The sequence below is a fragment of the Streptomyces sp. NPDC006235 genome (assembly GCF_040613735.1).
In the GTDB taxonomy this organism is placed as follows: domain Bacteria; phylum Actinomycetota; class Actinomycetes; order Streptomycetales; family Streptomycetaceae; genus Streptomyces.
Window position 1 is genome coordinate 30,699 of sequence record NZ_JBEXSR010000020.1, and the last position, 17,133, is coordinate 47,831.

18 protein-coding genes are annotated in these 17,133 nt (G+C 69.8%); 11 read left to right on the top strand and 7 right to left on the bottom strand.

Annotation, left to right across the window (positions count from 1 at the left end):
- Positions 1-88: 88 nt before the first annotated feature.
- The 5 genes from ABZ192_RS23165 to ABZ192_RS23185 all read left to right on the top strand — a co-directional run bounded on the left by ABZ192_RS23165 (position 89) and on the right by ABZ192_RS23185 (position 3,910).
- Entirely contained in the window at positions 89-1,069 is a 981-nt protein-coding gene (locus ABZ192_RS23165) for a ribose-phosphate diphosphokinase (RefSeq protein ID WP_306966257.1), read from the top strand.
- 195 nt (positions 1,070-1,264) lie between these two features.
- Complete coding sequence (locus ABZ192_RS23170; RefSeq protein ID WP_356926351.1) at positions 1,265-1,858, top strand: 50S ribosomal protein L25/general stress protein Ctc; 594 nt, start codon at positions 1,265-1,267, stop codon at positions 1,856-1,858.
- Positions 1,859-1,927: 69 nt separating this feature from the next.
- On the top strand, positions 1,928-2,530 hold the full coding sequence (gene pth / locus ABZ192_RS23175) for an aminoacyl-tRNA hydrolase (RefSeq protein ID WP_356926352.1): 603 nt from the start codon (positions 1,928-1,930) through the stop codon (positions 2,528-2,530).
- Positions 2,531-2,572: 42 nt separating this feature from the next.
- Positions 2,573-3,076 carry a hypothetical protein gene (locus tag ABZ192_RS23180; RefSeq protein ID WP_356926451.1) on the top strand — a complete coding sequence of 168 codons (504 nt, stop codon included), beginning with the start codon at positions 2,573-2,575 and terminating at the stop codon, positions 3,074-3,076.
- A gap of 135 nt (positions 3,077-3,211) precedes the next feature.
- Positions 3,212-3,910, top strand: coding sequence for an LPXTG cell wall anchor domain-containing protein (locus ABZ192_RS23185; RefSeq protein WP_356926353.1), 699 nt, complete (start codon positions 3,212-3,214; stop codon positions 3,908-3,910).
- A gap of 65 nt (positions 3,911-3,975) precedes the next feature.
- On the opposite strand, the gene ppc is transcribed toward ABZ192_RS23185, so the two are convergent.
- Positions 3,976-6,708, bottom strand: a complete 2,733-nt coding sequence (ppc, locus tag ABZ192_RS23190) for a phosphoenolpyruvate carboxylase (RefSeq protein ID WP_356926354.1) — start codon at positions 6,706-6,708, stop codon at positions 3,976-3,978.
- A gap of 294 nt (positions 6,709-7,002) precedes the next feature.
- Here ppc and ABZ192_RS23195 point away from each other — a divergent pair, with 294 nt between their 5' ends.
- On the top strand, positions 7,003-8,019 hold the full coding sequence (locus ABZ192_RS23195) for a fatty acid desaturase (RefSeq protein ID WP_356926355.1): 1,017 nt from the start codon (positions 7,003-7,005) through the stop codon (positions 8,017-8,019).
- Positions 8,016-8,693 (top strand): TetR/AcrR family transcriptional regulator, encoded by a 678-nt coding sequence (locus ABZ192_RS23200; protein ID WP_037668217.1) that lies wholly within the window; start codon positions 8,016-8,018, stop codon positions 8,691-8,693. Before ABZ192_RS23195 ends, ABZ192_RS23200 begins: the two co-directional genes overlap by 4 nt.
- Here ABZ192_RS23200 and ABZ192_RS23205 read toward each other — a convergent pair.
- On the bottom strand, positions 8,690-9,064 hold the full coding sequence (locus tag ABZ192_RS23205) for a VOC family protein (protein ID WP_356926356.1): 375 nt from the start codon (positions 9,062-9,064) through the stop codon (positions 8,690-8,692). The genes ABZ192_RS23200 and ABZ192_RS23205 overlap by 4 nt on opposite strands.
- Positions 9,064-9,885, bottom strand: a complete 822-nt coding sequence (locus ABZ192_RS23210) for a trans-aconitate 2-methyltransferase (protein ID WP_356926357.1) — start codon at positions 9,883-9,885, stop codon at positions 9,064-9,066. The genes ABZ192_RS23205 and ABZ192_RS23210 overlap by 1 nt, the downstream gene beginning before the upstream one ends.
- A 125-nt stretch (positions 9,886-10,010) precedes the next feature.
- Between ABZ192_RS23210 and tamR the strand changes: the two genes are divergently transcribed.
- Positions 10,011-10,508, top strand: a complete 498-nt coding sequence (gene tamR, locus ABZ192_RS23215; protein ID WP_010035221.1) for a MarR family transcriptional regulator TamR — start codon at positions 10,011-10,013, stop codon at positions 10,506-10,508.
- Here tamR and ABZ192_RS23220 read toward each other — a convergent pair.
- Complete coding sequence (locus ABZ192_RS23220) at positions 10,467-11,234, bottom strand: response regulator transcription factor (RefSeq protein WP_356926358.1); 768 nt, start codon at positions 11,232-11,234, stop codon at positions 10,467-10,469. The genes tamR and ABZ192_RS23220 overlap by 42 nt on opposite strands.
- Before the next feature lie 305 nt (positions 11,235-11,539).
- On the opposite strand from ABZ192_RS23220, the gene ABZ192_RS23225 reads away from it, so the two are divergent.
- The 3 genes from ABZ192_RS23225 to ABZ192_RS23235 all read left to right on the top strand — a co-directional run bounded on the left by ABZ192_RS23225 (position 11,540) and on the right by ABZ192_RS23235 (position 13,747).
- Positions 11,540-11,998 carry a GNAT family N-acetyltransferase gene (locus tag ABZ192_RS23225; protein ID WP_356926359.1) on the top strand — a complete coding sequence of 153 codons (459 nt, stop codon included), beginning with the start codon at positions 11,540-11,542 and terminating at the stop codon, positions 11,996-11,998.
- Positions 11,999-12,080: 82 nt separating this feature from the next.
- Entirely contained in the window at positions 12,081-12,737 is a 657-nt protein-coding gene (locus tag ABZ192_RS23230) for a hypothetical protein (protein WP_356926360.1), read from the top strand.
- A 14-nt stretch (positions 12,738-12,751) separates the two neighbouring features.
- Positions 12,752-13,747: a hypothetical protein gene (locus ABZ192_RS23235; RefSeq protein ID WP_356926361.1), complete on the top strand. Its 996-nt coding sequence runs from the start codon at positions 12,752-12,754 to the stop codon at positions 13,745-13,747.
- A 60-nt stretch (positions 13,748-13,807) separates the two neighbouring features.
- On the opposite strand, the gene galK is transcribed toward ABZ192_RS23235, so the two are convergent.
- The 3 genes from galK to galT are packed head-to-tail and all read right to left on the bottom strand — an operon-like array spanning position 13,808 to position 17,031.
- Positions 13,808-14,983: a galactokinase gene (gene galK, locus ABZ192_RS23240; protein ID WP_356926362.1), complete on the bottom strand. Its 1,176-nt coding sequence runs from the start codon at positions 14,981-14,983 to the stop codon at positions 13,808-13,810.
- 27 nt (positions 14,984-15,010) lie between these two features.
- Entirely contained in the window at positions 15,011-15,973 is a 963-nt protein-coding gene (galE, locus tag ABZ192_RS23245; protein WP_356926363.1) for a UDP-glucose 4-epimerase GalE, read from the bottom strand.
- Positions 15,970-17,031 (bottom strand): galactose-1-phosphate uridylyltransferase, encoded by a 1,062-nt coding sequence (gene galT / locus ABZ192_RS23250; protein ID WP_356926364.1) that lies wholly within the window; start codon positions 17,029-17,031, stop codon positions 15,970-15,972. Before galT ends, galE begins: the two co-directional genes overlap by 4 nt.
- Between the last annotated feature and the right edge of the window lie 102 nt (positions 17,032-17,133).

Below are 17,133 nucleotides of genomic sequence, written 5' to 3' on the forward strand. Positions count from 1 at the left end.
GCACCCCCATCAGCTGAGACGGCCTCTCGCAAGCCGGCTGAGAGGTCTCTCGAAACCCCAGCTGCGACACCTCTGAGGAGACAGTGCTGTGACCGGGATCAAGACGACCGGCGAGAAGAAGTTGATGTTCTTCTCCGGCCGCGCCCACCCCGAGCTTGCCGAGGAGGTCGCCCAGCAGTTGGGTGTCGGGGTTGTCCCGACGAAGGCCTTCGACTTCGCGAACGGTGAGATCTATGTGCGCTATCAGGAGTCGGCACGTGGTGCCGACTGCTTCCTGATCCAGAGCCACACGGCTCCGATCAACAAGTGGATCATGGAGCAGTTGATCATGATCGACGCGCTGAAGCGCGCGTCGGCCCGCTCCATCACCGTCATCGTGCCGTTCTACGGTTACGCGCGGCAGGACAAGAAGCACCGGGGACGTGAACCGATTTCGGCGCGTCTGATCGCGGACATGATGAAGACCGCGGGTGCGGACCGGCTGCTGACCGTGGATCTGCACACGGACCAGATCCAGGGCTTCTTCGACGGTCCGGTGGATCATCTGTTCGCGCTGCCGCTGCTGGCTGACTACGTGGGCCGGAAGGTGGACCGCCAGAAGCTGACGGTCGTGTCTCCGGACGCGGGCCGGGTGCGGGTGGCCGACCGCTGGTGCGACCGGCTGGGCGCGCCGCTGGCGATCGTGCACAAGCGCCGGGACAAGGACGTCGCGAACCAGGTCACCGTCCACGAGGTCGTGGGTGAGGTGAAGGGGCGCGTGTGTGTCCTGGTGGACGACATGATCGACACGGGCGGGACGATCTGTGCCGCGGCGGACGCGCTGTTCGCGCACGGCGCGGAGGACGTGATCGTGACGGCGACGCACGGTGTGCTGTCGGGTCCGGCGGCGGACCGGCTGAAGAACTCGCGGGTGAGTGAGTTCGTGTTCACGAACACGCTGCCGACGCCGGGTGAGCTGAGCGCGGACCTGGACAAGATCTCGGTGCTGTCGATCGCGCCGACGATCGCGAGTGCGGTGCGTGAGGTGTTCGAGGACGGTTCGGTGACGAGCCTGTTCGACGAGCAGTAGGAGCCCCTGGTCGGGCTGCTGTAGATCGTTTTGGGTGCGGCCTCCCTCGCCGAGTAGACTGCTGAAGTTGCTCGGCGAGGGAGGCCGTACCGCTTCTTCTGGAAGTTTGTGCGGCTGTCCGTTATCGACGCGCTCTTCGTAGCAGGCCGTTCGTGGCCGGGTGACCACGTCCGTTTCTGACTTCGAGGAGTGAGTATGTCCGAGGTGAAGATCTCCGCCGCGACGCGCACCGAGTTCGGCAAGGGTGCCGCGCGCCGTATCCGTCGTGAAGACAAGGTTCCGGGTGTCCTGTACGGGCACGGTTCGGACCCGCTGCACCTGACCCTGCCGGGTCACGACCTGCTGATGGCGCTGCGTACGCCGAACGTGCTGATCGCGCTGGACATCGACGGCAAGCAGAACGAGCTGGCGATTCCGAAGGCCGTGCAGCGTGACCCGCTGAAGGGTTTCCTGGAGCACGTGGACCTGCAGCTGGTGAAGCGCGGCGAGCAGGTCAACGTCGAGATCTACGTGCACACCGAGGGTGAGCTGGCTCCGGGCGGCAACCTGCTGGAGCACGTGCTGAACGCGCTGCCGGTGGTGGCCGAGGCGACGCACATCCCGGAGTCCGTGACGGTCTCCGTCGAGGGTCTGACGGCGGGTGACTCCGTCCTCGCCAAGGACATCCCGCTGCCGAAGGGCACGACGCTGGACGTCGAGGGTGACACCGTCGTTCTGCAGGTCCTGGCCGCGCAGGCCGAGGAGACCGAGGGCGAGGAGTCCGAGGGCGGCGAGGCCGCCGAGGCCTGATCCTCTTCGTCGTCGTTTCGTCGGCCGCTGTTCCGGTGCGGAGCAGCGGCCGACGCGTATGAAGGAGACATGGACGTGACGACCGATGCGGCCGCTCCGTGGCTGATCGTGGGGCTGGGCAATCCGGGGCCGGAGTACGCGGGGAACCGGCACAACGTGGGTTTCATGGTGGCCGATCTGCTGGCGGACCGGGTCGGGGGGAGGTTCAAGCGGGCCGGGAAGGCGCAGGCGCAGGTCGTCGAGGGCCGGATCGGGCCGCCGGGGCCGCTGAGCCGGCGGGTGATCCTGGCGAAGCCGATGTCGTACATGAATCTGTCGGGCGGGCCGGTGAACGCGCTGCGGGATTTCTACAAGGTGCCGGTCGCCCATGTGGTGGCGATTCATGATGAGTTGGACATCGATTACGGGGTGTTGCGGCTGAAGCTGGGTGGCGGGGACAACGGGCACAACGGGCTGAAGTCGATGACGAAGGCGTTCGGGGCGGATTATCACCGGGTGCGGTTCGGGATCGGCCGACCGCCGGGGCGGATGCCGGTGGCGGATTTCGTGCTGCGGGATTTCTCGTCGGCGGAGCGCAAGGAGCTGGACTACTTCGTGGACCGGGCGGCGGACGCGGTGGAGTGTCTGGTGATCGAGGGGCTGGAGCGGGCGCAGAGTACGTACAACTCCTGACTTGTCGCCCAGGGGAGTTGACCGGCCGTGCGGGTATGGCCAATGATCCCGGCCATGCCTGCCTCTGTCGCCGCCACTCACCAGAGCGCTCATGCCGTGCTGCGGTTCGGGCGGTTCGCGGCGATGGGCGCGGTCGCGGTGCTGATCCTGATCGCGGGTGTGTGGGCGTCGTGGGGTACGGCGCAGCACGTGATGCTGACGAAGGGCCGGGAGCGCGGCACGGTGGAGGTGACGCGGTGCGGGCCGGACACGTGCACGGGCCGGTACTCGCCGTTGTCGGAGGGTTGGCAGCCCCGGTCGCAGGTGGTTCTGGAGAAGTCGGTCGCGGTGCAGAAGGGCCGGACCTACACGGTGGTCGTGAAGCCGGGCAGTGATGACGCGGTGCGGTCGGGTCCGGCCGGGGTGCTGTACGCGTGGATTCCGCTGGGTGGTGCGCTGTTGCTGGCGTCGGTGGTGGTGGCGGGTGGTCTGCTGCGCACGCGGGCGGCGTGGGTGATGGCGTTGTCGGGCATGGCGTTGCTGACGGCGGCTTTCGTGACTGTCTGAGGGGTTCGGGCGTTCTCCCTTTCTGTGGGGGGCGAGCGTTGTCGGTTCGTGATTGACGGGCCCTCGGACGAGGCTGGAAGCTGAGCCGCCCCCTCCACATCTTCCCGGTCACTTCACGAAGATGGACGATCCTCGATGCGAACCCTCATGCGCGCCGGTGCTGTCTGCGCCGCCGCTTCCGCGGTCCTCCTGCTCGCTCCGGCCGCCCACGCGAGCCCTCCCGGTGACAACGGCACGGTCAAGATCCACGATGCTTCGACGGATGAGGAGCTGCGCCGCAACGAGCCGCATGTGTGCACCTTCTACCTGGACGCCTTCGGTTTCGACGGCGTCCAGGAGGTCGACTGGCACATCGACGCGATCCCCCCGAGCGAGAACAAGGGGGAGACGGTGAAGTCCGGTGCGCTCACGCTGGACGCCGAGGGCCACGGCCGTACGGAGGATCTGTCGCTGCCCGACGGGCACTACAAGCTGTTCTGGAACTTCGACGGCGAGAAGGGTGCCGCCAAGCACAAGGTGTTCTGGACGGACTGTGAGGACGAGGAGGGGCCCGGCGGTTCGACGCCGTCCGGGTCGGCTTCGCAATCGCCGTCGTCCGGGGCGTCCGAGTCGCCGTCGGCGGGGCCGGGATCGTCGGCGTCCCCGAGTTCGTCGGCCGGCGGGGGTGTGACCGCGTCCTCGTCGCCTTCGTCGTCGCCGCAGGGCGGTGCGGGTGGTGATCTCGCCGAGACGGGCAGCGGGGCGCCGGTGGGTGTGCTGTCCGGTGTGGCGGCGGTGCTGGTCGCCGGCGGTGGGTTCCTGGTGGTGCGTCGCCGGAGGCTCGGCCGCGGCTGACGTGGAGCGCGCCGTGCCCCCGAGCCTGTACGGGCTCGGGGGCACGGTCGTGTCCGGGGAATGGGTCAGCCGGTGTTGCGCAGGCCCGCTGCCACGCCGTTGACGGTGAGGAGCAGGGCGCGGGCGAGGAGCGGGTCGGGCTGTTCGCCGGCGGCGGCCGCGTCGCGCTGCCGCTTGAGCAGGGCGACCTGGAGGTAGGAGATGGGGTCGAGGTAGGCGTCGCGGATGGCGAAGGTCTGCTTGAGGACGGGCTCGGCGTCCAGCAGTTCGTTCTCGCCGGTGACGCGGAGAACCTCGGCGACGGTCAGTTCGTGTTCGGCCTTGATGGTGTCGAAGACGTGCTTGAGTTCGTCGGGGACGAGGGTGTCGACGTAGTGCTGGGCGATCCGCAGGTCGGTCTTGGCCAGGGTCATCTCGACGTTGGAGATGAAGTTGCGGAAGAAGTGCCACTGTCCGTACATCTCGTCGAGCACGGTGTCCAGGCCCGCCTCGCGCAGTGCCTTGAGGCCGGAGCCGACGCCGAACCAGCCGGGGACGATCTGCCGGGACTGGGTCCAGCCGAACACCCAGGGGATGGCGCGCAGGCCGTCGAGCGAGACGCCGGAGCCCGGGCGGCGGGAGGGCCGGGAGCCCAGGTGCAGGTCGGCGAGCTGGTCCACCGGTGTCGACGCGAGGAAGTACGTCGGCAGGTCGGGGTCCTCGACGAGGCGGCGGTAGGCGGCGTGGGCGGCGTCGGAGACGACGTCCATCGCGGCGTCCCAGCGGGCGAGGGCCTCGGTGGACTGGCGGGGTGCGGTGTGCAGGGCGGAGGCCTGGAGGGTGGCCGCGACCGTCAGCTCCAGGTTCTCCCTGGCCAGGGACGGGATGAGGTACTTGTCGGAGATGACCTCGCCCTGCTCGGTGACCTTGATCTCGCCCTCCAGGGTGCCCCAGGGCTGGGCGAGGATGGCGTCGTGGGTGGGGCCGCCGCCGCGGCCGACGGTGCCGCCGCGGCCGTGGAAGAGGCGCAGGCGGACGCCGTAGCGGTGGGCGACGTCGCGCAGGCGGCGCTGGGCGCGGTGGATCTCCCACTGGCTGGTGGTGATACCGCCGAACTTGGAGGAGTCGGAGTAGCCGAGCATGACCTCCTGGACGTCGCCCCGGAGCGCGACGAGGCGCCGGTAGGACGGGTCGGAGAGCATGTCCTCGAGGATGGTGTCGGCGGCCTTGAGCTCGTCGGTGGTCTCCAGCAGGGGCACGATGCCGATCTTGGCCCAGCCGGCGTGCAGGTCGATGAGGCCGGCTTCGCGGGCGAGGACGGCGGCGGCGAAGACGTCGTCGGCGCCCTGGCACATGGAGATGATGTACGACTCGATGACCTCGGGTCCGAAGACCTCCAGGGCCCGCTTGACGGTCTGGAAGACGCCGAGGGTCTTCTCGCCGGGGGCGTCCACGGGTGCCGGGGTGGGGGCGAGGGGGCGGCGGGAGCGCAGTTCCTTGGCGAGCAGCTTGGTGCGGTAGTCGCGGGGCATGTCCGCGTACCGCCAGGACTCCTCGCCGAGGCGGTCGAAGAGCTGGCCGAGGGCGTGGTGGTGGGCGTCGGCGTGTTCGCGTACGTCCATGGTGGCGAGCTGGAGGCCGAAGGCGGCGAGGGTGCGGATGGTGCGGGCGAGGCGGCCGTCGGCGAAGAGGCCGCCGCGGTGCTCGCGCAGTGAGGTCTGGATGATCCGCAGGTCGCTGATCAGCTCGCTGGTGCCGAGGTAGTCGCGGCCGGGCACGTGCGCGGTGCCCTTGGCGAGGCGCTGCTTGGTGTTCTCCAGCTTCTGCCGGATGCAGGTGGCCTTGAGCCGGTAGGGCTCCTCGGCGTTGAGGCGCTTGTAGCGGGGGCTGATCTCGGGGAGGTTCTCCAGGTCGGCCTGGAGGGAGCTCAGCAGTTCCTCGGTGGCGCCGGCGTAGCGGATGGAGTTGGACAGGAAGCCGCGCAGCTCGTCGATCGTGTCCAGCGCGTCGTTGATGCCGTGTTCGTGCTGGAGGATGAGGACGTCCCAGGTGACCTGGGGGGTGACGTTGGGGTTGCCGTCGCGGTCGCCGCCGATCCAGGTGCCGAAGGTGAGGGGGCGGGTGTCGTCGGGGAGCTTGACGCCGGCGCGCTCCAGTTCCGCGGTGAGGTCCTCCAGGACGTCGCCGACGGCGCCCGCGTGCAGTTCGTCGAGGTAGTAGATGGCGTTGCGGGCCTCGTCGGCGGGCTCGGGGCGCACGACGCGCAGTTCGTCGGTCTGCCAGACGAGGTCGATGTTCTCGGCCAGCCGGATGTCGAGGCGGCGGCGGTCGGACTCGATGACGGGGGTCTCCAGGAGCGCGGCGACGCGCCGGAGCTTGTTCAGGACCGACCGGCGCGCGGCCTCGGTGGGGTGGGCCGTGAAGACGGGGCGGACGTTGAGGTTGCGGACCGTCTCGCGCAGGTGCTCGGGGTCGGCGTCCTTGAGCCGGTCGGCCGTACGGGCGAGCAGTCCGCCCTCGGCGGCGCGGCGGGCGCGCAGCTCGCGGCCGCGGTGGACCTGCTCGGTGACGTTGGCCAGGTGGAAGTAGGTGGAGAAGGCGCGGACCAGCTTGGCCGCGGTGTCGAGTTCGGTGCCGCGCAGCAGCTCGGCGGCGGCCTCGCCGTCCTCACGGGTGAGGCGGCGGACCTTCTCGACGAGTTCCAGGAGCTCCGGGCCCTCCTGCCGGACGAGGGTCTCTCCGAGGAGGTCACCCAGTCGGCGGATGTCGGCACGCAGCTCACTGCTCGTCGTCGTGGTCTGGTCGTCGGCACTGCTCACAGGTGCGGCTCCTTGCAGTGTTGAAGCTCGTCTGGGAGGGGGTACCCGGACGGCGTCTCGCGCGGCGGGTGCCGCATACGGATCGGACATCCGGGAGGAAATCAGAGCGGACCGCGCTGTCCGACCGACTCCAGGATAGGTGTCGGCCGGGACGCGCAGGCTCGCGGGCTCTTGCCGCCGGGCGCCGCGCTGCCATACTTACGAAGCCGTAGGTTACGGAACCGTAGGAAGCACCGCGGGGTTCCCGTGACCCGGCACCCTCTCCACCATCCACATACCCCCCAGGGGACGCGTATGACCAGTAGTTCCGACGTGATCGAGAACGCCCCGAAGGCGTCCGGTCAGGCCACCGATCAAGCTCCCGTCGCCACGCTGGGCGGCGAGCGGAAGCGGTCCATCGAGCAGATCGCCCTCCTCCTCTTCATCACCGTCCCGTTCCTCGCGCTGCTGGCGGCCGTGCCGCTGGCCTGGGGCTGGGGGGTGAGCTGGCTGGACCTCGGTCTGCTGGTGTTCTTCTACTTCCTGGGGTGCCACGGCATCACGATCGGTTTCCACCGTCACTTCACCCACGGTTCCTTCAAGGCCAAGCGGCCGCTGAAGATCGCGCTGGCGATCGCCGGCTCCATGGCGGTCGAGGGTCCGCTGGTCCGCTGGGTGGCCGATCACCGCAAGCACCACAAGTTCTCCGACGCGGAGGGCGACCCGCACTCGCCGTGGCGGTTCGGCGAGACGCTTCCGGCCCTGATGAAGGGCCTGTGGTGGGCGCACATCGGATGGATGTTCGACGAGGAGCAGACATCGCAGGAGAAGTACGCCCCGGACCTGATCAAGGACAAGACGCTCCGCGCGATCTCCCGCCAGTTCGTCCTGTGGACGGCCGTGTCCCTGGCCCTTCCGGCGGTGATCGGCGGGCTGGTCACGATGTCCTGGTGGGGCGCGTTCACGGGGTTCTTCTGGGGTTCGCTCGTCCGGGTGGCCCTGCTGCACCACGTGACCTGGTCGATCAACTCGATCTGCCACGCGGTGGGCAAGCGCCCCTTCAAGTCGCGCGACCGCTCGGGCAACGTGTGGTGGCTGGCGATCCTGTCCTGCGGCGAGTCCTGGCACAACCTGCACCACGCCGACCCCACCTCCGCGCGGCACGGGGTGATGCGCGGCCAGCTGGACTCCTCCGCCCGGCTGATCCGCTGGTTCGAAATGCTGGGCTGGGCGTACGACGTGCGCTGGCCGTCACGCTCACGTATCGATTCGCGCCGTAACACCGGGGAAGGCGGCTCCCGGCGCGGGAAGGAGCCCGTCAAGGCGGCATGATGGTCGCTGTGGCGACCGACTCGAGCAGCACCCCCAGCAATGACAAGCCGCGGCGAGTGCGTCGCACCCGGATGACCGGTGCCGAGCGCCGCCAGCAGCTGCTGGAGATCGGTCGCACGCTCTTCGCCGCGAAGGGTTTCGAGGGCACGTCGGTGGAGGAGATCGCGGCGAAGGCCGGGGTCTCCAAGCCGGTGGTGTACGAGCACTTCGGCGGCAAGGAAGGGCTGTACGCGGTGGTCGTGGACCGCGAGATGCGCCGCCTGCTGGACATGGTGACCAGCTCCCTCACGGCCGGTCACCCCCGCGAACTGTGCGAACAGGCAGCCTTCGCCCTGCTGGACTACATCGAGGAGTACACGGACGGTTTCCGCATCCTGGTCCGTGACTCCCCCATCCCCCAGTCGACGGGGTCCTTCGCCTCGCTCATCTCGGACATCGCCACCCAGGTGGAGGACATCCTGGGCCGCGAGTTCAAAAGCCGCGGGTTTGACCCCAAGCTCGCCCCGCTGTACGCCCAGGCCCTGGTCGGGATGGTCGCCCTGACCGGCCAGTGGTGGCTGGACGTACGCAAGCCGAAGAAGGCCGAGGTGGCCGCACACCTGGTGAACCTGGCGTGGCACGGACTGGACGGCCTGGAGGCCAAGCCGCACCTGATAGGGCGCCGCAAGGCTTAGGGGCGCGGACCCCCTAGAGGCTCAAGGAACTCCAGGCGGTTGCCGACGGGGTCGTGCGCGTAGAAGCGCTTGTGTCCCGGCAGGTCCGGGTCCCAGGTGACGGGCGCCCCGTGGGCCTCCAGCCGGGCGGCGTACGCGTCGATGCCCGTCACCCGCAACCCGGGATGAGCCTTCTTCGCCGCCCGGAAGTCCTCCTCGATCCCGATGTGCAGCTGCACGGCACCGGCCTGGAACCAGCATCCGCCGCGCCGGGCGAGCGTCGGCGGCTTCGGGATCTCGGTCATGCCGAGGACAGCGACGTAGTAGGCCCGCAGCCGCTCCTCGCTTCCGGGCGGGGCGGCGAGCTGGACGTGGTCGAGGGCGGTGATCATCAGTGCTCCTTCCGGGCCACGGCGAACACCCTGCGGAACGGGAACGGCGTGCCGTGCGGCCCCGCCGGATAGGCCTCGCGCAGGGCGGCCCCGTACTCGGCGACGAAGGCGTCCCGCGCCTCGGGGTCGTCGGCGAGGGCGGTCAGCACGGGCCGCAGGCCGGTCCCCTTCACCCAGTCGAGCACGGGGTCCTCGCCCTGGAGCAGGTGGATGTACGTCGTCTCCCACACGTCGGCGGTGCAGCCGAGCGAGGTGAGCCGCTCCAGGTAGGCCTCGGGGGTGTGGACGGCGTCGCCGTGGCGCAGGGTGCCCGCGAGCCGGTCGCGCCGGCGCGGTGCGTGCGCGAGGTCGCGCATGAGGCGGTGGCTTGGGGCGTCGAAGTTCCCGGGCACCTGGAAGGCGAAGGTTCCGCCGGGCTTCAGCGCGGCCACCCAGTCGGCGAACCGGTCGAGGTGCCCCGGCACCCACTGGAGCGTGGCGTTGCTGACGATCAGGTCGCAGGGCTCGTCCGGCGTCCAGGTGCGTGCGTCGGCGTGGGCGAAGTCGAGACGGCCGCCGCCCGGGGTGGGCCCCTCGTGCTCCACATGGGCCTGGTCGAGCATCTCGGGCGAGTTGTCGTAGCCGGTGATCCGGGCGGTGGGCCAGCGGGCGGCGAGCAGCGCGGTGACATTGCCGGGACCGCAGCCGAGGTCGGCGATGCGGGGCGGGTCGCCGGGGAGGTCGGGGACGCGGGAGAGGAGGTCGGCGAAGGGGCGGGCGCGGTGGCCGGCGTGGCGGAGGTACTGGGCGGGGTCCCAGGTGGGGGCGGCGGCTGGGGGCATGGGTCCTCCTGGTGTCCATGATGGCCGTACGGGACGCACACACAGCGTGACACCGCATTTATCTCGACGTCAAGAAAATGGACATCAAGAGACTCTACGTCGACACAACCACTACACTGATCGTCATGGAGGACGAGGTCGACCGGCTGGTCGCAGCATGGCGCCGGGAGCGCCCGGACCTCGACGTCGAACCGCTCGAGGTGCTCAGCCGCGTGAGCAGACTGGCCCGGCATCTGGACCGGGCACGCCGGCTGGCCTTCTCGGAGCACGGCCTGGAGCCGTGGGAGTTCGACGTCCTGACGGCGCTGCGCCGCGCGGGCACGCCGTACCAGCTCTCGCCGGGACAGCTCCTCACCCAGACCCTGGTCACATCGGGCACGATGACGAACCGCATCGACCGCCTGGCGAAGAAGGGCCTGGTGGAACGCCTCCCCGACCCCAGCGACCGCCGAGGCGTCCTGGTCCGGCTGACGGCCGAGGGCAGGGACCGCGCGGACCAGGCCCTGGCGGGTCTGCTGGACCAGGAGCGCGCGATCCTCGCGGAGCTCACCCGGGCCCAGCGCGGCGAACTGGCGGGGCTGCTACGCCAGCTGACCGCCCCGTTCGACAACATCCCCGGCTAGGTCGGCGGGGCCGACCCCGGCCCGCCGGGCCAGGGCGACGGCGGCGAGCGTGGAGTGCACGCCCAGCTTGCCCAGCACGTTCTGCATGTGCGTCCGCACCGTGTGCGGCGACAGGAAGAGGCGCTCGGCGACGGCCTTGCGCCCCAGCCCCGCCACCATGCACCGCAGCACTTCCCGCTCACGCGGCGTAAGGGACTCCACCAGCCGCTCGCTCTCCGTGCGGTGCTTGCGGGCGGCGGTCAGTTCCCGCAGCACGCCGGTCAGCAGGGCCGGCGGAAGATGCGTCTCGTCCCGCAGCACGCCCCGGATGACCGTGAGCAGCCGGGACAGCGAGCAGTCCTTGGCGACCCACCCGCAGGCCCCGGCCTGAAGGGCGAGCGCGGCCCGGCGCGGGTCGTCCTTCTCGGCGAGCACGACGATCCGTACGTTCGGCTGCGCGGACCGCACCCCCGTGACGAGGGAGATCCCGTCCACGAGCCCGTCCTCGTTGCCCTCCTGCACGGGTACGGCCGGGCGGGCGCCCGGCACCTTGCCGCCCAGATCGGCGTCGACGAGCAGCACGTCGAACCGCCGCCCCTCGGCGACCGCCCGCTCCAGGCTGCGCAGCGCGGCGGGACCGCTGCCGGCCGCGGAGACCTCGACATCGGGCTCGGCGGCAAGAGCCGCCGCGAGTGACTCGGCGAAGATGCGATGGTCGTCGACGACCAGGACTCGGATGCGAACCACGTAACCCCCTTCCCCACGCTCCTGAAGAGCAGGGGATACCCCATCGTCGGAAGACGGCACCGCGCGAGTACGACACCGGGGTGCCCGGATCTGCTGCATCTGTCCGTCCGTCCTCACAGCAGTCCGGCCGGGTCGCCGCAGCCGCACGGCCGCCGCCGTGCAGAAACCGCTACCCCCACCCCGGGTGTCGTACCCGGCTGTCTCGCCCCCTGATCGGCACCGGCCCCCACCGGTGCTGTTCATCAGGGTACGGCCGGGGGCCCGGAGCGGAAGGTTATTTGCAGAACTGACTGTCCTGCGCGTTTATGGTGTGCCGCATGTTCCGTCTTGAGACAGAAGTCGACAAGGCCCGACGTGATCTGCTCCGTACACGCCTGCGGGAAACGAACACGGCCGCCTCTCCGGTGCTGCGCGCCCTGCGCGGGACGCCGGACGAAAGGGACGTCCCGTTGCACGTGTGGGCTGTGAACGACACGGACGACGGCCTGGCGGGCGGCCTCGTCGGCTACACCTGGGCGACCTGGCTGCACGTCACCTACCTGTGGGTCGACGAACGCCTCAGGGGCCGGGGCATGGGTGCGCGGTTGCTTTCCGAGGCGGAACGCATCGCCGCCCACGACCGCGGCTGCCGCGCGGCCCGCCTGGAGACATGGGACTTCCAGGCCCCGCGCTTCTACGAGAAGCAGGGGTACGAGGTGGTGTGCGCGGTGCCGGACTATCCACCGGGCATCACGGAGTACATGCTGACGAAGCGGCTGGGCTGAAGACCTCGTTGCCGTCGCGGTTCGGCCCACGGATAGCGTTTGGTTCGCTTGACTTGTCCCCCCACCTCAACGGGAGCACACAGTGAACCGCCCTGCTCGGCTCGTGACAGCCGCGCTCACCGCATCCACGGCCCTGCTGCTGAACGCCTGCGGCTCGGGGGGAGGTGACGGGGCGTCGTCCGACAAGATCGCCGGTGCGGATTCGGCCGATGCGCCATCGGCTTCGCCGTCGGTGTCCGCGACGGCGGACGGGATCGATCGGCCGGAGATCAAACTGCCTTCGGATATGAAGCTGGTCTTCGAGGGGCAGCAGACGGGCGACGCCGTCAAGGACGCGATCCTGGCGGACAACGAGAGAACCGTCAGCACGGTGTGGCAGGCCATGGCCTACGGCGACATGAAGAAGTCGGGCATGGCCTTCTACTACACGGACAACGCGCTGGTGGGCATCTACCAGTACGCGCAGGGCGCCATCGCCAAGAAGACCAGCTGGGCCGGCACCCTGCGTTACTTCGACCGCCAAGTGACGGTGTTCGACAAGAAGTCGGCAGCTCTGACGTACTGCGTGGACGAGAGCAAGGCCGACCTCAAGAACCGCGAGACGAACAAGCTGCAGGGCACCAAGACCACGCCCAACAGCTATGTCTTCTACAACCTCGGCCTGAAGAAGAACGAGGACGGCGTCTGGCAGACGTGGGACCTCACCGAGGACCGGGGGTCGCAGAAGTGCCAGCCCTGACCCGGTGCGTGGGAGTGACCGCGCTTACCACGGCACTCGTCGGCCTCGGGACGCTTCCGGCCGTGGCCGGCGGGTTCGACACCATCGGCCCCCAGGAGAGGAAAACCTCCGGCGACGCGTCCGGCTCAGCTCTGGAATCCCGCGTCACCATCAAGGTCCCGGGTTCCAAGGTGAAGGACAGCGGTCCGATCACCTCCACGGCCGTGGACTGGGAGCCGCCGGCCTGCTGGTACGAGCCGTACTGGAAGGCCGAGGACTTCAAGACCTTCAACGAGGCCAAGTGGTCCATGTACGAGTCCGCCGGCGGCGCGCCCGAGGGCATCGCCGACCTCAAGGCGCGCTACAAGGGAGGCCATCCCTACAAGGACTTCAACGTCGACAAGAACGACGAGGGCATGTGGTGGGTGGCCGTCAGGAACCCGGAGATGAAGGACGACCCGGCGGCCAAGACCTGCACCCGTGAACCCTTCTGGGTGGACAACGGCAAGAACCCCGGCGTCCCCCAGGCCATCGACACCGAGACGCTCGCCGGGCTTGCCCATCAGCGGACCGTCGTGCCGCCGACCAAGGTGACCCTCGCACCGAACGGCAAGTCGACGGTGAACGCTCCCACCTGGGTCTGGCTGGACAAGGGCACCTTCAAGCCGGTTTCCGTCACGGCGAGTCTGCCCGGGACCGGGCTGTGGGCGACCACGACCGCCAAGCCGGTGAGCCTGCACCTCGATCCGGGGACGGAGGACGCGGAGAGCCTTCCGGCGTCCGGTGAGTGCGGGATCGACGACGACGGGTCGATCGGAGAGCCGTACGCCAGGGGCAAGGCCGAGCTGACGCCTCCGTGCGGGGTGCGGTACCTGCGGTCGTCGCGGGACGGTTCCTACGGCCTCAAGGCGACTCTCACTTGGGAGATCAGCTGGGAAGGCGCGGGCGGCACCGGCGGCGATCTGCCCAGCGGCACGTTCGCCACCACCACCGACGTGGCGGTCCAGGAGTACCAGGCCGTCAACCGCTGACCTCGCGGAGAGATGATCGGGCGCCCTTCCTCTTGGAGGACAGGGCGCCCGGTCGGTTCGTCAGCGCAGGCGGCGTGCGCCCGCCGACGGTACTGCCTCGAAGACGCGGGGTGCCTTGAAGCCCACTGTGGCGAAGGCTTCCTGGATCGTCTTGGTGATCGGGTCCACGTCCGGCTCCTCCGCGAGGACGATCGCCGAGCCGCCGAAGCCTCCGCCGGTCATGCGGGCGCCCAGGGCGCCGGAGGTGAGGGCCGTGTCGACGACCAGGTCCAGTTCGGGGCAGGAGATACGGAAGTCGTCGCGCAGGGAGGCGTGGCCCTCGACCAGGACCGGGCCGATCGCGCGCGTGTCGCCCGACTCCAGCAGGGACACCACCCGTTCGACGCGCTCGTTCTCCGTGACGATGTGGCGGACCAGGCGGCGGACCTCCTCCTCGTCGCCGAGACGGGCCAGCGCCGCGTCCAGGTCGGCGTAGGGGATGTCGCGCAGGGCGTCGACGCCGAGCAGCGCCGCGCCCTTCTCGCAGCCCTCGCGGCGCTTGCCGTACTCGCCCTCGCTGTGGGAGTGCTTGACCTGGGTGTCGACCACGAGGAGGCGCATGCCCTCGGCCGCCAGGTCGAAGGGGATCTGACGCTGGGAGAGGTCGCGGGTGTCGAGGAAGAGGGCGTGGCCCGCCTCGCAGCACGCCGACGCGGTCTGGTCCATGATGCCGACCGGGGCGCCCACGTAGACGTTCTCCGCGCGCTGGCACAGGCGGGCCAGTTGCCAGCCCCGCAGGCCCAGGGAGAACAGGTCGTTCAGGGCCAGCGCCACGACCACCTCCAGCGCCGCCGAGGACGACAGGCCCGCGCCCGAGGGGACCGTGGAGGACAGGTGGATGTCCGCGCCCGTCACCGCGTGGCCGGCCTCGCGCAGCGCCCACACCACGCCCGCCGGGTACGCCGTCCACTTCTTGTCCGACTCGGGGGACAGGTCGTCCAGGCGGAGTTCGGTGACCCCGCCCTCGACGTCCGCCGAGTGGAGGCGGAGCACGCCGTCCTCGCGGCGGGCGACCGCCGCCACCGCCTTGTGCGGCAGGGCGAACGGCATGACGAAGCCGTCGTTGTAGTCGGTGTGCTCGCCGATGAGGTTGACGCGGCCCGGTGCCGCCCAGACTCCGTGCGGCTCGGCGCCGTACAACTCCGTGAACCGCTCGGCGACCGCTCCGGCGGCCTCGTCGGCAACAGCCTCGCTCATGCCTGACCCCTGACCCTTCGTTCCGTACTAGTTGCCGCGCCGCTGCGCGAAGTCCCAGGCGTCCGCGACGATTCCGTCGAGGTCCGCGCGGGACGGGTTCCAGCCCAGTTTCTCGCGGGCCGTGGCAGCCGACGCCACCAGGACCGCCGGGTCGCCGCCCCGGCGGGGGGCGACCACTTCCGGGATCGGGTGGCCGGTCACCCGGCGGACCGTCTCGATGACCTCGCGGACGGAGAAGCCGTTGCCGTTGCCGAGGTTGCAGATGAGGTGCTCGCCTGGGGCCGCGGCCGTCAGGGCGAGCAGGTGGGCCTCGGCCAGGTCCGCGACGTGGATGTAGTCGCGCACGCAGGTGCCGTCCGGCGTCGGGTAGTCGTCGCCGAAGACGGAGATCGCCTCGCGCCTGCCCTGCGCGACCTGCAGGACGAGGGGGATCAGGTGGGACTCGGGGGCGTGGCGCTCGCCGTACGCGCCGTACGCGCCCGCCACGTTGAAGTAGCGCAGCGAGACCGCGCCCAGGCCGTGGGCCGCCGCCTCGCCGGTGATCATGTGGTCGACGGCGAGCTTCGAGGCGCCGTAGGGGTTGGTCGGGGAGGTGGGCGCCGACTCGGTGATCGGGACCTGCTCCGGCTCGCCGTACGTCGCCGCCGTGGAGGAGAAGACGAGCGTGCGGACGCCCGTCTCGCGCATCGCCGCGAGCAGGGCCATGGTGCCGCCGACGTTGTTGTCCCAGTACTTCTCCGGCTTCACGACCGACTCGCCGACCTGCGAGAACGCGGCGAAGTGCAGCACGCCGTCGAAGGAGGGGTCCAGCCACTTGGCGGCGTCGCGGATGTCACCCTCGATGAAGGCCGCCCCGGCGGGGACGCCCTCGCGGAAACCCGTGGAGAGGTTGTCCAGGACGGTGACCTCGTGACCCGCCTCCAGCAGGTGCTGGGCGACCACGCTGCCGACGTAACCCGCGCCGCCCGTCACCAGGTACTTCCCGCTCATGAACTCGCTACCTCTCGCAGTCGCTCGGCCGCGCGCTCCGGCGGCACGTCGTTGATGAACACGTTCATGCCGGACTCGGAACCCGCGAGGAACTTCAGCTTGCCGGAAGTGCGGCGGATGGTGAAAAGCTCGAGGTGGAGCGCGAAGTCCTCGCGCACGACTCCGTCGAACTCCTCCAGCGCGCCGAACGGGGCCTGGTGCCAGGCCGCGATGTACGGGGTCGGGGGCTCACCCTCACCGAAGATCCGGTCGAAGCGCCTCAAGAGTTCCAGATAAACCTTGGGGAACTCTGTGCGCGCGGCCTCGTCCAGCCCGAGCAGGTCGGGCACGCGGCGCTTGGGGTAGAGGTGGACCTCGTACGGCCAGTGCGCCGCGTACGGCACGAAGGCCACCCAGTGGTGGCCCTCCAGGACGACCCGTTCGCCGGCGAGTTCCCCCTCCAGGACGGCGTCGAAGAGGTTCTCCCCGCCCGTCATCTCCTTGTGGGCCGCGACGGAACGCAGCATCAGGGCGGTGCGCGGGGTGGTGAAGGGGTAGGCGTAGATCTGTCCGTGCGGGTGCTGGAGGGTCACGCCGATCTCGGCACCCCGGTTCTCGAAGCAGAACACCTGCTCGACGGAGGGGAGATGGGACAGCTCCGACGTACGGTCCGTCCACGCCTCCAGCACCAGGCCGGCCTGCTCCTCGCTCAGGCTCGCGAAGGACGCGTTGTGGTCGGACGTGAAGCAGACGACCTCGCAGCGGCCGGAGTCGCCGGCCAGTGAGGGGAAGCGGTTCTCGAACACGACGACGTCGTACGAGGAGTCCGGGATCTCGCTCAGCCGGTCGCCCTCGGAGGGGCACAGGGGGCACTCGTCGGCCGGCGGATGGTAGGTGCGGCCCTGGCGGTGCGAGGCGACGGCGACGCAGTCGCCGAGCAGGGGGTCGCGGCGGATCTCGGACGTGGTGACGGTGCGGTCCAGCGGGCGGCGGTCGGCCGCGTCCCGCACGCTGTCGTCACGCAGGTCGTAGTAGATGAGCTCGCGACCGTCGGCCAGCCGGGTCGAGGTCTTCTTCACGCCGGACTCCTCATCCTTCAAACATAACCAAACATATCAAAACACGACTCCCCCCAATCGTCAACATCACAATCAAACAAAGAGCATCAGCAGACGTGTTCA

Excerpts from the sequence above, each read along its gene's own strand:
- ABZ192_RS23170 (WP_356926351.1), top strand. The coding sequence starts at position 1,265 with ATGTCCGAGGTGAAGATCTCCGCCGCGACGCGCACCGAGTTCGGCAAG.
- pth (WP_356926352.1), top strand. The coding sequence starts at position 1,928 with ATGGACGTGACGACCGATGCGGCCGCTCCGTGGCTGATCGTGGGGCTG.
- ABZ192_RS23180 (WP_356926451.1), top strand. The coding sequence starts at position 2,573 with ATGATCCCGGCCATGCCTGCCTCTGTCGCCGCCACTCACCAGAGCGCT.
- ABZ192_RS23185 (WP_356926353.1), top strand. The coding sequence starts at position 3,212 with ATGCGAACCCTCATGCGCGCCGGTGCTGTCTGCGCCGCCGCTTCCGCG.
- ABZ192_RS23195 (WP_356926355.1), top strand. The coding sequence starts at position 7,003 with ATGACCAGTAGTTCCGACGTGATCGAGAACGCCCCGAAGGCGTCCGGT.
- ABZ192_RS23200 (WP_037668217.1), top strand. The coding sequence starts at position 8,016 with ATGATGGTCGCTGTGGCGACCGACTCGAGCAGCACCCCCAGCAATGAC.
- ABZ192_RS23205 (WP_356926356.1), bottom strand. The coding sequence starts at position 9,064 with ATGATCACCGCCCTCGACCACGTCCAGCTCGCCGCCCCGCCCGGAAGC.
- ABZ192_RS23210 (WP_356926357.1), bottom strand. The coding sequence starts at position 9,885 with ATGCCCCCAGCCGCCGCCCCCACCTGGGACCCCGCCCAGTACCTCCGC.
- tamR (WP_010035221.1), top strand. The coding sequence starts at position 10,011 with ATGGAGGACGAGGTCGACCGGCTGGTCGCAGCATGGCGCCGGGAGCGC.
- ABZ192_RS23225 (WP_356926359.1), top strand. The coding sequence starts at position 11,540 with ATGGTGTGCCGCATGTTCCGTCTTGAGACAGAAGTCGACAAGGCCCGA.
- galK (WP_356926362.1), bottom strand. The coding sequence starts at position 14,983 with ATGAGCGAGGCTGTTGCCGACGAGGCCGCCGGAGCGGTCGCCGAGCGG.
- galE (WP_356926363.1), bottom strand. The coding sequence starts at position 15,973 with ATGAGCGGGAAGTACCTGGTGACGGGCGGCGCGGGTTACGTCGGCAGC.